The organism is Acinetobacter pittii (assembly GCF_034067285.1).
GTDB lineage: Bacteria > Pseudomonadota > Gammaproteobacteria > Pseudomonadales > Moraxellaceae > Acinetobacter > Acinetobacter pittii_E.
Window position 1 is genome coordinate 1,437,052 of record NZ_CP139286.1, and the last position, 12,445, is coordinate 1,449,496.

The window sequence follows — 12,445 nt, forward strand, 5'->3', positions numbered from 1 at the left end:
CTAGGATAAATAATGAAAAATGTAGGAATGAAGCCGGAAAGTTATCGTGTTGCTGAAGCACAAGCGATTTTATATGCACCACCTCACTGTATTGAATTATTAAGACAAGGAAATACTGAAAAAGGGGATGCATTAAAAACTGCACGTGTTGCAGGAATCTTGGCAGCAAAACGAACTGATGAGCTGATTCCTTTGTGTCATCCATTGCCGATTTATCGTGCAGATGTTGAATATGAATTAGAACATGATTTTGTAAAGATTATTGCTGTGGTCGAAACCATTGGTCCAACTGGCGTAGAAATGGAAGCCTTAACGGCTGCAAGTCTTGCAGGCTTAACCATTTACGACATGTTAAAACCACATTGTGAACCAGAAGAACTCTGGATGGACCAATGTAAATTGCTTAAGAAAAAAGGTGGCAAATCATACTTTAAGCGTGTTCTTCGTCAGCCTGTTTCGGCTGCTGTTATTGTGTTGTCAGACACTGTGGCAGCGGGTAGAAAGCCAGATACTGCCGGAAAATCTGTGGTTGAAACTTTAACCGAGGCAGGATTCGATCCGATTCATTACCAAATTTTGCCAGATGAAGCAGATACTTTAAAAAACTTAGTGCTTGAGTTGAGCAAGTCATATGCTTGTATTATGACCGTTGGTGGCACTGGAATTGGTAAGCGTGATATTACGGTTGATACGCTAGAGCCACTTTTAGAGCGTAAGCTAGATGGTTTAATGGAAGCTGCACGATCTTTTGGGCAAAAACGCACGCCATATGCTGCAATGTCACGTGGAGTAGCTGGTTTTATTGACCGTTCATTGGTGGTGACTTTACCGGGAAGCCGTGGTGGAGCAAGCGAATCAATGGCTGCTATCCTGCCCGCATTAGTTCATATTTTTGATGTTTGCCGTGATTTACCACATCCGGGAGGCTATGAATAATGTCAGGTTGTGGTACAGAGCGTGGGTTGATTAGCGTAGATGAAGCAATTGAGTTGATGAGTAATCGTCCTAAAAAATTAGGTTCAATTCAGCAAGCACTTCAAAATAGCCTAAGTAGGTATCTTGCCAAAGAAATTTATTCAGAAATTAACTTGCCAAGCTTTTCTCAAAGTGCTGTAGATGGTTACGCGCTTTGTAGCCATGTAGAAGATTTAAAAAATCAAAAGTTTCAGGTTACGGGTGAGATTCGTGCTGGAAGCGAAAGTCATGACATTCTGAGTGAAGGTCAAGCAATTCGTATATTTACAGGTGGTAAAATTCCTGAAGGCACAACACATGTTGCGAGGCAAGAAATAGTAGAGGTCGTATCAGCACAAGAAATTTCGTTAACTGAACATATTCGACCTCAAGCTGACATTCGTTTTACAGGCGAAGAAATCCAGAACGGACAGTTACTTGCACAAGTTGGACAGTTTCTAAATATTGGAAGCTTGGCTGCCTTAAGTATGGCTGGTGTACAAACGGTTGAGATTTATCGTGCACCGAAAGTTGCTGTTTTAGTCACTGGTGATGAAGTTGCCGAAAAAGCAGAAGATCTTGCCGAAGGTAAAATCTTTGATGCAAATGGTCCATTACTAAAAGCTTGGTTTGAAGATTATGGTTTAGATGTTGAAATTATTCATGTGGCAGATGAGGCAGCACAGGTCAAACAGTATTTCGACCGTTTAAAAGATAGTCATGATGTCATCATAACCACAGGCGGAGTGTCAGTAGGTGATTATGACTTTGTTCGACCATGCGCTTTTGAAGCGGGTTTTGAACAGATCTTTTGGAAAGTAAAACAAAAGCCGGGTAAGCCACTCTTTTTTGCTGAATATTCTCAACCTGAAAAAGATCACCGTTGTTATTTGTTGGGATTGCCGGGCAATCCTGCTGCGGTCTATGTCTCTATGCAGGTTTACGGTAAAGTATTGCTCGACACTTTGCAGGGGAATCAAAATGGGCCAGAGTGGTTTAGTGCAATTTTAGATCATGATTTAAAAGAAGATGCGCGTGAACGTTTTTTACGGATGCATGCTTATTTTGACAATGGACAGCTCAAAGTTAAAAGTTTGGCAAAACAGCAATCGCACATGCTGAGTAATTTAATGCAAGCCAATTGTCTGGTTCGAATTCCGGCAAATGTAAAGTTGGAAGCGGGTTATATATTGAAAGGCGTATTTATTTCAAACTAAGCATAACTAATGATAAATATAACTCACTATACAATTGTGTGAGTTATATTTGTTAAGTAAATTTATATAATAACTTCCTATTTTTTATAATAAGAATTCTTTTATATAATTGATAAGAAGTTATTTTTATAATGAATCTTGCATAAATCGTGGTAAGTGGTTTAGGGTATAAATAATAGGGCCATTAGGCTAGGAAATATCGAGGAACGCATAAAGATGAAATGGGACGACATCGGTGATCAACCTTGTTCGGTTGCTCGTATGCTATCAGTGATTGGCGATCGATGGACGATGCTAATATTACGTAATGCTTTTATGGGGATACGTCGTTTTGACGATTTTCAAAAGTCATTAGGCGTAACTCGTCATGTCCTTTCGGATCGTTTAAAGCGTTTGGTTGAATATGAAATTTTAGTCAAAGCTCCTTATTTTGACCGTCAGGAACGCTTTGAATACAAATTGACTGATAAAGGTTTTGAGCTTTATCCAATTATCTTATCTATGGCAAATTGGGCAGATAAATGGATGGATCAAGGCTTAGGTAAACCTTTAGAATATCGTCATAAAACTTGTGGTCATAAGTTTGAACCAGTCATGGTGTGTTCGGTTTGCCGTGAACCTTTACATGCAAAACAAGTTCAGGTTTCAGCTGGGCCGGGTTATTTTGCATATATGCAGCAAAAACAGAAACAAGCTTAATTTTTCTTATTACCCATCATAAAGACTCTTGTTGAATCGCATCAGCCAGAGTCTTATAGATGTGGTCATGATTTGACTGGGTTACATTAAAGCGGATGAATTGACCAGCATAGGGAGCTTGGCTAAACGCATTTCCTGGTGCCAGAATAACTTGATGGTTAATACAATATTTTGCAATTTCTGAAGCTTCAACTCCCTCTGGCAAATGACACCAAACAAAAATTCCAGCTTGAGGCTTAATCCATGGCTTTATACCCAATGGTTCAAGTTTAGTAATAGTATCGTGCATCGCTTTGGTTAAACGAACTTTTAGTAGTTCTATATGTTTACGGTAAGATCCATCTGTTAAAGCACTTAATAAAACTTCAGCCGATACTCCATTGTGAGAAAAACTGGTGGCAATTTTCAGGTCAGTGAGCTGATCAATCCATTCTGGTTTAGCAATAATATAACCACAGCGAATAGATGCTGATAACGTTTTAGAAAAACTTCCAATAAAGATTACACGTGAAAGATTATCCAAAGCAGCAAGCCGAGGAGCCGCGTTATATTCAAAATCTGAAAAAATATCATCCTCAACAACAATCAAATTTGATTGTTCAATAAGTTTTAATAATTGATGCGCCGTAGAAAGAGAAAGTACTGCTCCAGTTGGATTATGAATTCCTGAGTTGGTGATATAAAGACGTGGGTTATAAGTCTCAATTGCTTCTTTAAATGCCTCTAAGTCAGGACCTGTTGGTGTGTAGGGAATACCAATCACTTTGACTTGATGAACTTTAAGTAATGCATGAAAGTTGAAATAACAAGGGTCATCAATCAAAACGACATCATCGGGCTTTAATAAAAATCGGCAAACCAGATCAATCGCTTGAGTCCCTGAGTCTGTTAAAAGTACCTGATTAAGGTTTGCGTTTATCCCTTTTGCTTGAGCGCGTCTTGCCAGTAAGTCACGTAGAGCGGGTAATCCTAACGGTGTTGAATAACTCATCAAGCAATCATCAGGGCTTCTTGCAGCAGATCTTAATGCTTTACGAATACTGTCTAATGGCATCCAGTCATCGGGTAACCAACCGCAGCCGGGCTTAAAAACATCTGCTTTTGCTTCCAAAGATTGACGTGAAATCCATAATGGATCGACTGAGCGATCTAATTTAGGACCTAATTCGCTTAAAGCTAAAGGTGCGAGCGGACCAACAATATAAAAACCAGATCCAGTTCTTGATTCGATTTTGCCTAAAGCAATTAATCGTTCATATGCTTCTACAACCGTTGATACAGAAAAGCCAAGATTATTCGCTAACTTACGAACAGAAGGTAAGCGTACTCCAGGCATTAAAGACCGATTTTTTATTTGTTGCTCAATCTCTGAAATAACAATTTCAATTTTTGTTTTGCTCTGATTCACTGACTTAAAATCCCAACTGTACTGGTTAGTCGTACATAACAGTTCTTTTAAATTGTACTGCTTTGTATCTGGTTTAATCACCTTAGCACAGCTTAAATTCTTCGTATAGTGACGGAGAAAATTATGAATAGGTTTATGAATGGCTGGGTAAATGGTTTTATTGGCGTAGCTATTTTTGCGGGTTCATTGCCAGCAACACGTGTAGCTGTAATGGGTTTCGATCCGGGTTTTTTAACCGCAGCACGTGCGGCAATTGCCGGTATTTTAGGCCTTATTCTCATATTAGTTTTAAAACAAAAGAAACCAGCTAAGCAAGATTGGTGGCCTCTTGCCATCGTTGCTTTAGGTGTAGTGATAGGTTTTCCACTATTTACAGCACTTGCCCTACAATACATGAATGCAGCTCATTCAATCGTTTTTGTTAGCCTTTTACCGCTTGCAACAGCAATATTTGCTGTGTTGAGAGGTGGCGAAAAACCGAATCAATTTTTCTGGATATTTGCAGTCTTGGGGAGTGCGGTTGTCTTCGCTTATATGTTTTTCATTTCTGGTGATACATCACTTGGGATGGGTGACTTTTATATGTTGATGGCAATTATTTTTTGTGGCTTTGGCTATGCTGAGGGTGGCGTACTTTCGCGCAAAATAGGTGGCTGGCAGGTCATTTGTTGGGCGCTTATTTTGTCACTACCTTTTATGCTGTTTCTGACTGTTTTTTATATGCCAGCTTCATTTCAGAGCGTGTCTACGTCAGCTTTGGCTGGGCTTATTTATGTGTCTTTGTTTAGTATGCTCATTGGCTTTTTCTTTTGGTACAAAGGGCTTGCTCAAGGAGGAATTGCTGCGATTAGCCAACTACAACTTTTACAGCCTTTAATGGGGCTAGGTATTGCAGCGGCTTTGTTGCACGAACATGTGAGCTGGTCAATGTTAGTGGTTACAGCAGCAACTGTTTTATGTGTCGCTGCTGCTAAAAAATTTACCTAACTTTATAAACAATTTGCTGGTTTAGGAATCCCTGCTAAGCGACTTAAATGACGGGCAACTAAACCAGTATTAAATTGTTGCTGTAAAACTGCATTATTAATCTCTGGACTGACCGTTTTCATTAAAAATTTAATCAGTGGGCGAGTTGCTGGAGAATGTCCAAACTGTTGATAAAACTGACGTACAGCTGCTAAAACTTCAAAATGCCAATCGGTGAGTTCAAGATCAAGCGATTTGGCAAGTTCTTGTGCAACTTCAGGATTCCAGATTGTGTAATCAACCAAATGACCATCTTGGTCTAATTCTAAATTCATGAAACCAGCCTAAATATATTATTTAAGAGAAATACAGCGATTAAATGTTAAAACAAGATCTGCAAATTGATCATAATCTAATACATTAATCTGAGCTAAAGTATCTGTATCAAGTAAGTCTTTTTCGATGCTTAAACATGAAACAGCTTCAAATGATTGAATCATTTTGGCAGAAAGGTGCGCAACGGAATCACCCATAAAAACAATCTGGTCACCTGCCTGAAAAAGATGACTTAACTCATCAATAATTTTAGGCGTAGCGTGGTAAGAAGATTGCACAAGATAAAGAGTTGATGGATTCATTAAACTTACACCTTCATCTACCAATATAGAACATGATCAAAAGATTGAATAAATTCAGCATTCAACTGAACAAATTCAATCTCTTGCTCGGTTTTTTGTACAAGAGGATGTTGCTGATTTTTACTTTCAATCAGAATGGGGCTCAAGTCGTAGAACTCAAAACTTTCGACCATATTTGAAGCCACTTTAAAAGCCTGAGCAAACTGATCAAAGCTCAAATTATTTTGCAAAAGACTAAGAGCAGCATCTTTCAATAATACTTTGACTGGTGAGCCAAAGGTTGCTAAAACCATAGTAGCGGAAAGGCTTTCATTGATTTGAAGACTGGTTAAATTGGTTTGGCTTAAAATGACGAGTACAGATTTCACACAATATACCTTTTAAAAGCAACAATCTAAGCAAACAAAGTAACTTAAAATTGAATAAGACGAGATGCTGACTGTACTGCATCAGCAAGTTCACCTAACCCGACAAGTTCAAAGTCTTTGGCAAGGTTGTGATGAGTAAGGTGATGGCGACTAGCATTTTCTGCATCCGTAATACCACGAGCGAGGGCAGCACTCACACAAACAGGAAGACGAATCGCAAGCTTTTGCCATTCATGCGTTAAATTACGCTGGTCGTCAGGAACCCATTGAAAATCATTAGCAACCTGCACGCCATCTTGGTAAAAGAATACACGGAAGTCTTCATTTTTACTTTTGAGTGCCTGAGCAAGTCCTAACGCATGCCAAGCATGAATGGAAGTAGGAGCAGAGGTAATTAGTAGTAATGTACTCATTGAGAATTCACTATGGTCATACGTCTAAATGGGCGTAGATACATTAAGAGAAAGGTAAGTATACAATGATTTTAGTGACAGGTGGTTTAGGCTTTATCGGTTCACACATTGCATTGAGTCTTATGGCTCAAGGGCAAGAAGTGGTAATCGTCGATAATTTGGCTAATTCGACCTTGCAAACGCTTGAACGACTAGAGTTTATTTCTGGTATGTACGTTCCATTTGTCAAACTTGATGTACGTAATACACCAGCATTGAATAAGGTTTTCGAGCAATACTCAATTGATGCGGTTATTCATACTGCCGGGTTTAAATCAATTGAAGAATCTAACCTTAAACCTCTTGAATATTATAATGATAATGTCAGTTGCATCATGAGTTTACTACGTGCCATGCAACGTACAGGTGTACGTCATTTTATTCACCTGTCTAGCCTTGCAGCTTATGGTAAATCTGGACTGCAATTAAGTGAAACAGAAGAATTTAATTACGCTTATCCTAATCCCTACATTAAGTCTCAACAGATGATTGAAGAAATTATCCGTGATACTTATAAAATTGATCATGAGTGGAAAATTGCAATCTTGCGCTTATCTAATATTGTAGGTGCATTTGAACATGGTGTACTCGGAGAGTATGTCGCTCAGCTTCCTAAAAATATCGTACCGCTTGCAATGCAAGTAGCAGCGATGCAGCGTGATTTGATTGAATTACAAGATCAAGCTGAAACATCAGATCATACAACTGAACGCAGTTTCCTACATGTTTTAGATTTGTGTGAGGCGGTGAGTGCGAGTTTACATTGGTTGCATGATCAAACACATTGTTGTGAAGCATTTAATATTGCCCATGATCAAGTTCATTCAATTCGTCAATTACTCGATGAAATTTCGCAAGTCACTCAAGCTGAGATTCCAACACAAACAGCAATTTATAAGCATGTTGAGTTGGATCAAGTTGGAGCTAATATTGAAAAAGCCAAAACATTACTGCAATGGGCACCAAAACGTCCGTTAAAACAAATGATTGAAGATGAATGGCGCTTTTATCAAAATACATTAAATGGAAGATAAGATAATGATTCTTATTTACAATAATGGAATGCTTGAGTACGATATCCAAAATTAACTAGCCAGAGCAAACACTTGCTTCAGCCCGTGAGTTCTTTATTGAGATAACCGAGGTTTCTATGCAAACACGAATTGAACATGATACGATGGGTGAGATTGAAGTACCAAATGAAGCATTGTGGGGAGCACAGACTCAACGCAGCTTACAGAACTTTAAAATTGGGCAAGAACGATTACCTCGTGCCATGATTCGAGCAATGGGTTTGGTCAAAAAGGCTGCTGCAATAACCAATGCTGAACTTGAACAATTACCGCAAGACTTGAGCCAATATATTGTGGGTGCAGCTGAAGAAGTAATTGATGGCAAGTGGGATTCACAGTTTCCTTTAGTTGTCTGGCAAACGGGTTCTGGTACGCAAAGTAACATGAACTGTAATGAAGTGATTGCCAATATTGCCAACCAGAAATTAGGGCAAGCTTTAGGCGCACAAAAACCAGTACATCCAAATGATCATGTTAATCGTGCTCAATCAACAAATGACTCATTTCCAACGGCTATTCATGTAGCAGCAAGTTTGCAAATTAATGAATTACTCATCCCTGCGGTTGAGCAACTTAAAGCGACTTTGCAAAAAAAATCTGATGAGTTCCAAGATATTGTCAAAATTGGCCGTACTCATTTGCAAGATGCCACGCCATTAACTTTAGGCCAAGAGTTTAGTGGCTATGTTTCTCAGCTTGAGCATGGATTGGTTCGATTACAACAGGCTTTAACTGGTTTATATGAATTGCCATTGGGTGGAACTGCTGTAGGGACTGGGTTAAATGCACATCCTGACTATGCAGTAAAAGCAGCAGCACAGCTTGCTCTACTTACAGGCTTGCCATTTGTAACTGCACCTAATAAATTTGAAGCACTAGCAGGGCGTGATGCGGCTGTTTTTGCATCAGGTGCATTAAAAACATTGGCTGTAAGCTTAAATAAAATTGCGAATGATATTCGATGGTTGGCAAGTGGTCCACGTTGTGGTTTCGGCGAAATCCGTATTCCAGAAAATGAACCTGGTTCAAGCATTATGCCGGGCAAAGTAAATCCGACCCAAAGTGAAGCAATGACCATGGTGGTTGCACAAGTGCTTGGCAATGACACAACCATTAATGTGGCTGGTGCTTCAGGTAACTTTGAGTTAAACGTATTTATGCCTGTAATTGCTTATAACTTATTGCAATCTATTCAATTGCTTGGAGACGCGTGCAATAGCTTTAACGACCACTGTGCAGTAGGAATTGAGCCTAATCGCGATAAGATTGACCACTTCTTACATAACTCTCTCATGTTGGTCACAGCGTTAAATCCAGTAATTGGCTATGAAAATTCTGCAAAAGTTGCAAAGACTGCTTATAAAGAAAATAAAACTTTGAAGCAGGTTGCTGTTGAGCTTGGCTTGGTCACAGCAGAGCAATTTGATGAAGTGGTAAAACCTGAAAAAATGGTTTCGCCAAATAGTAAGTAATCACTAAAAACAAAGTAAGCGTTAAGGTTTATATAAAAGCCCTCATCTGAGGGCTTTTATATAGAGACTAACTTATAGCTCGAGATAGGAAAATATCAAAGTAAACCTTCTATATATTCCCAACCATGAGATTTCATAGCTTCAAACTTCTTTTTTAGCTCTTCTTTTTCGTAGTTATGAGGATCGCCTGCTAAAAGAACATGATAAGAGTTAGTTTCTGGTTCTATAGTCACTTCAATAATTTCTACTGGTTGGATCACTCCACTCTCAGTTAGACCAGAGTCTATAAAACATATTCCTTTTACAGGAATAACAGTACAATCATATTCTTTGGAAATAAAATAATTATTTGCTGAAGCGGAATACGTACGTGATGCTCTAACTTTCATGTGTACCTCCTTCAAGCGTAGAAAGGGAATGTTTTAGTCTGGCGTGCTTGTAGAGTTAATACTGTTTAATTTATATAGTGATTTTATTTTTTACTTCAATATTCTAATTATAGATTTTTTATTAGCATAAAATGCTGTCAGCTATAATTTACAAGTAAGGTATTAAAAAACTTATGAATCAAAAGCCACTTTCAGTTGTTTTAATTCCTGGTTATATGCTTGACGAATCTCTCTGGAATGAAGTCATAAATGAAGTGCCTAAAGAGTGGAATATATATCGAGCTACTTTAAAAGAAGGGCAAACAATAAAAGAGATTGCTCAGAATATTGCTAAAAATGCGCCTGAGAGCTTTGTACTAATTGGATTCTCACTTGGAGGATACATTGCGAGATCTATAGTGGAGCAATTTCCTGAAAAAGTTAAGGCGCTTGTTTTAATAGCGTCTTCACTACGCTCAGATACAGAAGAGCAGAAAAATCAAAAGTTAACAGCGATTAAGCTTAACTCTGGGAAAACTTTCCATGGGCTAAGTTCAATATCAATTGAAAAAACACTTCATCCATCGAATGTTCAGAATCGCGCTCTTGTAAAAAGAATCCAAGAGATGGGTAGGGCTTTAGGTTATGAAGAGTTCGTTAAACAATCTATGTTAGATAGAAGTTCTTATGATATGAGTAAGATCACATGCCCAACTTTAATTATTTCTGGTGCAGAGGACCAGCTGCGTTCTAAGGAAGAAGCGATAGAGTTATTAGATCAGTTACCACATGCAAAGCTTGAGATAATTAAAAATACGGGCCATATGATTCCGATTGAACAGCCGAAGATATTGGTTTCAGTGATTTCAACTTGGTTAAGTACTTATCTTTTATGAAGGCCTAACTTTTGTTTTCTTCGTTAAGATCTTAATAATTTTGAAAACTTGATTACCGAGTTTAATTTTTTGATGAATGGTTGCATGATCAAGCTGATCCCATAATTCAAATGGGAAAAACTCTGAACTATGATCAAATATCCATAACCATTGGTAGCTATTATTAAGCGTACTTTTATCAAAACGAACATCTTGTACTTTAACAATCTTAAATTGTTTATGATGTTCGTCTTGAAGAATAATTTCATGGTTCTCCATTAGACATCCATCCATTAAATACAATTTTTAATTTTACTCAAATTAATTCTATTTGATTAACTTGTTAGGTTGGCATTCATTTACAAAAGATTTCGAGTTGTTAAAGTTTGTCATTTTCAAAATGAAAATAATCTTTACTTTTGAAATACAAGGTTTTAAATAGCTTACATTGTAAGAGGAGTAGGTAGATGTCAGAATGGACACTGAAATTTATCTTCGAGTATCGCTATGAGTTTAATAGGCTTTATGTATGCAAGTAAAACCAATAGTGAACATAGTCAAATAAAACAAGATTTAATTGATATTCTCACAGAAGCAGTCAAATTCAATTCTTATAATGATATTACAGGAGTACTTTACTATGGTAATGGATACTTCTTGCAATATTTGGAAGGTGAGAAAGAACAAGTCGAATCACTTTTTTATAACTTAATTTTAAAAGATTCGAGACACCAAAACTGCGAAATCATCTTTTCTGAATCTTCCGAACAACGTTTATTTAAACATTGGAGCATGAAATTTGCTCCTATTAATACGAAAATAAAAGATTTCTTTCGTCATCATCATGTTGATGAGTTTAATCCATATTTGCTTAACACTACATCCATTCCAACTTTTATTGAATTGCTTGTAGATCAACCCAATCATAAAGTCGATCAATACCAAGTTTAATCAAAACTAGGAATGACATTGGATTTTAAGTGTTCTATTTAAATTTAAGCTCTCTTCGGAGGGCTTTTTATCACAAAGGTTTAAAGTTTCACTAATTAATGGTGAATTGGCGTTGAATAAGCCGTCATAATTGTTAAAATGCCCACCTTATCCTGTTTTTATATTGTTTTTTGTTTTGCATTTATTTTGCGAAGTTAGAGATAAAATAAATAAAAACAGTTGCTTAGCTAAGGATTTTTTGAATGCTCTCTATTTATTTAACAGATACCCAACAACATGTGCAATTTAATGATTACCCTAGTGATCAGCCGGTTAAGTTTCTGTTAAATCTTAAAAAGATTTTCCCAAGTACAGCGGACTTATTGTTGCCAGTTTTACCTGAAGATAATGACCTAGAAAATGTAACTTGGGAATCAACCTCAAAAGATTTTGAAATCTTTAAAAAGCTATTAGCGGGATGGGGTGTTATTGAGCTTCGTTTAAACGCAATTACTGCTTACAAAGATAAAAACTTTGCAAATGAGTTAGTGAAACAAGCACAGGTAAAACGTAAGAAAACAGCCCAAAAGAACCATCAGCTTTCTTTAGTTGCACTTGATTATATTTTTATGCACGAAGTTCACGCATTGATTGATGCTGAACTGGTCACTATTGGTGAAAAATTCTATTTACCTACTTTGCGTGAGCAATGGAAGGGTACAGTTACAGACCAAGTGCTCAACGGAAAACTCTAATTTATATAAAAAAGGTGAATTTATATTAATTCACCTTTTTTATATAAATCAAATTTTTATAACTAAAAAATTGCTTATACAAAAGTTTACAAGAAAAGAATGCGTTTTTTTCAATGTGGCAGATACATTGCTTATATAAATACAAAATTATTGCGGGAGAGAGGTTCATTAAGAACCCGCCGAAGGAGCAACAAGCCCGGAAACTCTCAGGCAAAAGGACTGTAATAATTAAAAAATCTGGAGAGAAGCTTAGATTTATAAGAATGGAAA

16 protein-coding genes and 1 riboswitch are annotated in these 12,445 nt (G+C 37.3%); of the genes, 9 read left to right on the forward strand and 7 right to left on the reverse strand.

Features of this window, described 5'->3' with window-relative positions:
* Positions 1-12 precede the first annotated feature (12 nt).
* The 3 genes from moaCB to SOI81_RS06765 all read left to right on the forward strand — a co-directional run bounded on the left by moaCB (position 13) and on the right by SOI81_RS06765 (position 2,870).
* Complete coding sequence (moaCB, locus tag SOI81_RS06755; protein ID WP_320541433.1) at positions 13-936, forward strand: bifunctional molybdenum cofactor biosynthesis protein MoaC/MoaB; 924 nt, start codon at positions 13-15, stop codon at positions 934-936.
* Entirely contained in the window at positions 936-2,171 is a 1,236-nt protein-coding gene (gene moeA, locus SOI81_RS06760) for a molybdopterin molybdotransferase MoeA (RefSeq protein ID WP_320541434.1), read from the forward strand. The genes moaCB and moeA overlap by 1 nt, the downstream gene beginning before the upstream one ends.
* A gap of 216 nt (positions 2,172-2,387) precedes the next feature.
* Complete coding sequence (locus SOI81_RS06765) at positions 2,388-2,870, forward strand: winged helix-turn-helix transcriptional regulator (RefSeq protein ID WP_005068860.1); 483 nt, start codon at positions 2,388-2,390, stop codon at positions 2,868-2,870.
* 16 nt (positions 2,871-2,886) lie between these two features.
* Here the strand turns inward: SOI81_RS06765 and SOI81_RS06770 are convergent, their stop codons facing one another.
* Positions 2,887-4,278, reverse strand: coding sequence for a PLP-dependent aminotransferase family protein (locus SOI81_RS06770; RefSeq protein WP_320541572.1), 1,392 nt, complete (start codon positions 4,276-4,278; stop codon positions 2,887-2,889).
* A 123-nt stretch (positions 4,279-4,401) separates the two neighbouring features.
* Here SOI81_RS06770 and SOI81_RS06775 point away from each other — a divergent pair, with 123 nt between their 5' ends.
* A complete protein-coding gene (locus SOI81_RS06775; RefSeq protein WP_320541435.1) occupies positions 4,402-5,265 on the forward strand; it encodes a DMT family transporter in 864 nt (287 codons plus the stop codon).
* Positions 5,266-5,267: 2 nt separating this feature from the next.
* On the opposite strand, the gene tusE is transcribed toward SOI81_RS06775, so the two are convergent.
* Genes tusE through tusD form a run of 4 tightly spaced genes read right to left on the reverse strand, consistent with a single transcriptional unit; the run spans position 5,268 to position 6,663 of the window.
* A complete protein-coding gene (gene tusE / locus SOI81_RS06780; RefSeq protein ID WP_002115694.1) occupies positions 5,268-5,579 on the reverse strand; it encodes a TusE/DsrC/DsvC family sulfur relay protein in 312 nt (103 codons plus the stop codon).
* A gap of 18 nt (positions 5,580-5,597) precedes the next feature.
* Complete coding sequence (locus SOI81_RS06785) at positions 5,598-5,882, reverse strand: DsrH/TusB family sulfur metabolism protein (RefSeq protein ID WP_320541436.1); 285 nt, start codon at positions 5,880-5,882, stop codon at positions 5,598-5,600.
* Between the two features lie 17 nt (positions 5,883-5,899).
* Positions 5,900-6,250: a hypothetical protein gene (locus tag SOI81_RS06790; protein WP_320541437.1), complete on the reverse strand. Its 351-nt coding sequence runs from the start codon at positions 6,248-6,250 to the stop codon at positions 5,900-5,902.
* Between the two features lie 44 nt (positions 6,251-6,294).
* Positions 6,295-6,663 (reverse strand): sulfurtransferase complex subunit TusD, encoded by a 369-nt coding sequence (gene tusD, locus SOI81_RS06795; protein ID WP_002115623.1) that lies wholly within the window; start codon positions 6,661-6,663, stop codon positions 6,295-6,297.
* A 65-nt stretch (positions 6,664-6,728) separates the two neighbouring features.
* On the opposite strand from tusD, the gene galE reads away from it, so the two are divergent.
* Together galE and fumC are read left to right on the forward strand one after the other, a co-directional pair.
* Positions 6,729-7,736, forward strand: coding sequence for a UDP-glucose 4-epimerase GalE (gene galE, locus SOI81_RS06800; RefSeq protein WP_320541438.1), 1,008 nt, complete (start codon positions 6,729-6,731; stop codon positions 7,734-7,736).
* Between the two features lie 116 nt (positions 7,737-7,852).
* Complete coding sequence (gene fumC, locus SOI81_RS06805; RefSeq protein WP_016140715.1) at positions 7,853-9,247, forward strand: class II fumarate hydratase; 1,395 nt, start codon at positions 7,853-7,855, stop codon at positions 9,245-9,247.
* 95 nt (positions 9,248-9,342) lie between these two features.
* On the opposite strand, the gene SOI81_RS06810 is transcribed toward fumC, so the two are convergent.
* Positions 9,343-9,636, reverse strand: coding sequence for a hypothetical protein (locus tag SOI81_RS06810; protein WP_016140716.1), 294 nt, complete (start codon positions 9,634-9,636; stop codon positions 9,343-9,345).
* Between the two features lie 173 nt (positions 9,637-9,809).
* On the opposite strand from SOI81_RS06810, the gene SOI81_RS06815 reads away from it, so the two are divergent.
* Entirely contained in the window at positions 9,810-10,511 is a 702-nt protein-coding gene (locus tag SOI81_RS06815; RefSeq protein WP_320139229.1) for an alpha/beta hydrolase, read from the forward strand.
* On the opposite strand, the gene SOI81_RS06820 is transcribed toward SOI81_RS06815, so the two are convergent.
* Positions 10,506-10,769 carry a hypothetical protein gene (locus SOI81_RS06820; RefSeq protein ID WP_016140718.1) on the reverse strand — a complete coding sequence of 88 codons (264 nt, stop codon included), beginning with the start codon at positions 10,767-10,769 and terminating at the stop codon, positions 10,506-10,508. The genes SOI81_RS06815 and SOI81_RS06820 overlap by 6 nt on opposite strands.
* 228 nt (positions 10,770-10,997) lie before the next feature.
* Between SOI81_RS06820 and SOI81_RS06825 the strand changes: the two genes are divergently transcribed.
* On the forward strand, positions 10,998-11,441 hold the full coding sequence (locus SOI81_RS06825; protein ID WP_016140719.1) for a BLUF domain-containing protein: 444 nt from the start codon (positions 10,998-11,000) through the stop codon (positions 11,439-11,441).
* Positions 11,442-11,683: 242 nt separating this feature from the next.
* Positions 11,684-12,175: a hypothetical protein gene (locus SOI81_RS06830; protein ID WP_239975368.1), complete on the forward strand. Its 492-nt coding sequence runs from the start codon at positions 11,684-11,686 to the stop codon at positions 12,173-12,175.
* A gap of 143 nt (positions 12,176-12,318) precedes the next feature.
* A riboswitch (glycine riboswitch) is annotated at positions 12,319-12,407 on the forward strand.
* Positions 12,408-12,445 lie beyond the last annotated feature (38 nt).

Coding starts and splice junctions, on each gene's coding strand:
- moaCB (WP_320541433.1), top strand. CDS start 13: ATGAAAAATGTAGGAATGAAGCCGGAAAGTTATCGTGTTGCTGAAGCA.
- moeA (WP_320541434.1), top strand. CDS start 936: ATGTCAGGTTGTGGTACAGAGCGTGGGTTGATTAGCGTAGATGAAGCA.
- SOI81_RS06765 (WP_005068860.1), top strand. CDS start 2,388: ATGAAATGGGACGACATCGGTGATCAACCTTGTTCGGTTGCTCGTATG.
- SOI81_RS06775 (WP_320541435.1), top strand. CDS start 4,402: ATGAATAGGTTTATGAATGGCTGGGTAAATGGTTTTATTGGCGTAGCT.
- tusE (WP_002115694.1), bottom strand. CDS start 5,579: ATGAATTTAGAATTAGACCAAGATGGTCATTTGGTTGATTACACAATC.
- SOI81_RS06785 (WP_320541436.1), bottom strand. CDS start 5,882: ATGAATCCATCAACTCTTTATCTTGTGCAATCTTCTTACCACGCTACG.
- tusD (WP_002115623.1), bottom strand. CDS start 6,663: ATGAGTACATTACTACTAATTACCTCTGCTCCTACTTCCATTCATGCT.
- galE (WP_320541438.1), top strand. CDS start 6,729: ATGATTTTAGTGACAGGTGGTTTAGGCTTTATCGGTTCACACATTGCA.
- fumC (WP_016140715.1), top strand. CDS start 7,853: ATGCAAACACGAATTGAACATGATACGATGGGTGAGATTGAAGTACCA.
- SOI81_RS06810 (WP_016140716.1), bottom strand. CDS start 9,636: ATGAAAGTTAGAGCATCACGTACGTATTCCGCTTCAGCAAATAATTAT.
- SOI81_RS06815 (WP_320139229.1), top strand. CDS start 9,810: ATGAATCAAAAGCCACTTTCAGTTGTTTTAATTCCTGGTTATATGCTT.
- SOI81_RS06820 (WP_016140718.1), bottom strand. CDS start 10,769: ATGGAGAACCATGAAATTATTCTTCAAGACGAACATCATAAACAATTT.
- SOI81_RS06825 (WP_016140719.1), top strand. CDS start 10,998: ATGAGTTTAATAGGCTTTATGTATGCAAGTAAAACCAATAGTGAACAT.
- SOI81_RS06830 (WP_239975368.1), top strand. CDS start 11,684: ATGCTCTCTATTTATTTAACAGATACCCAACAACATGTGCAATTTAAT.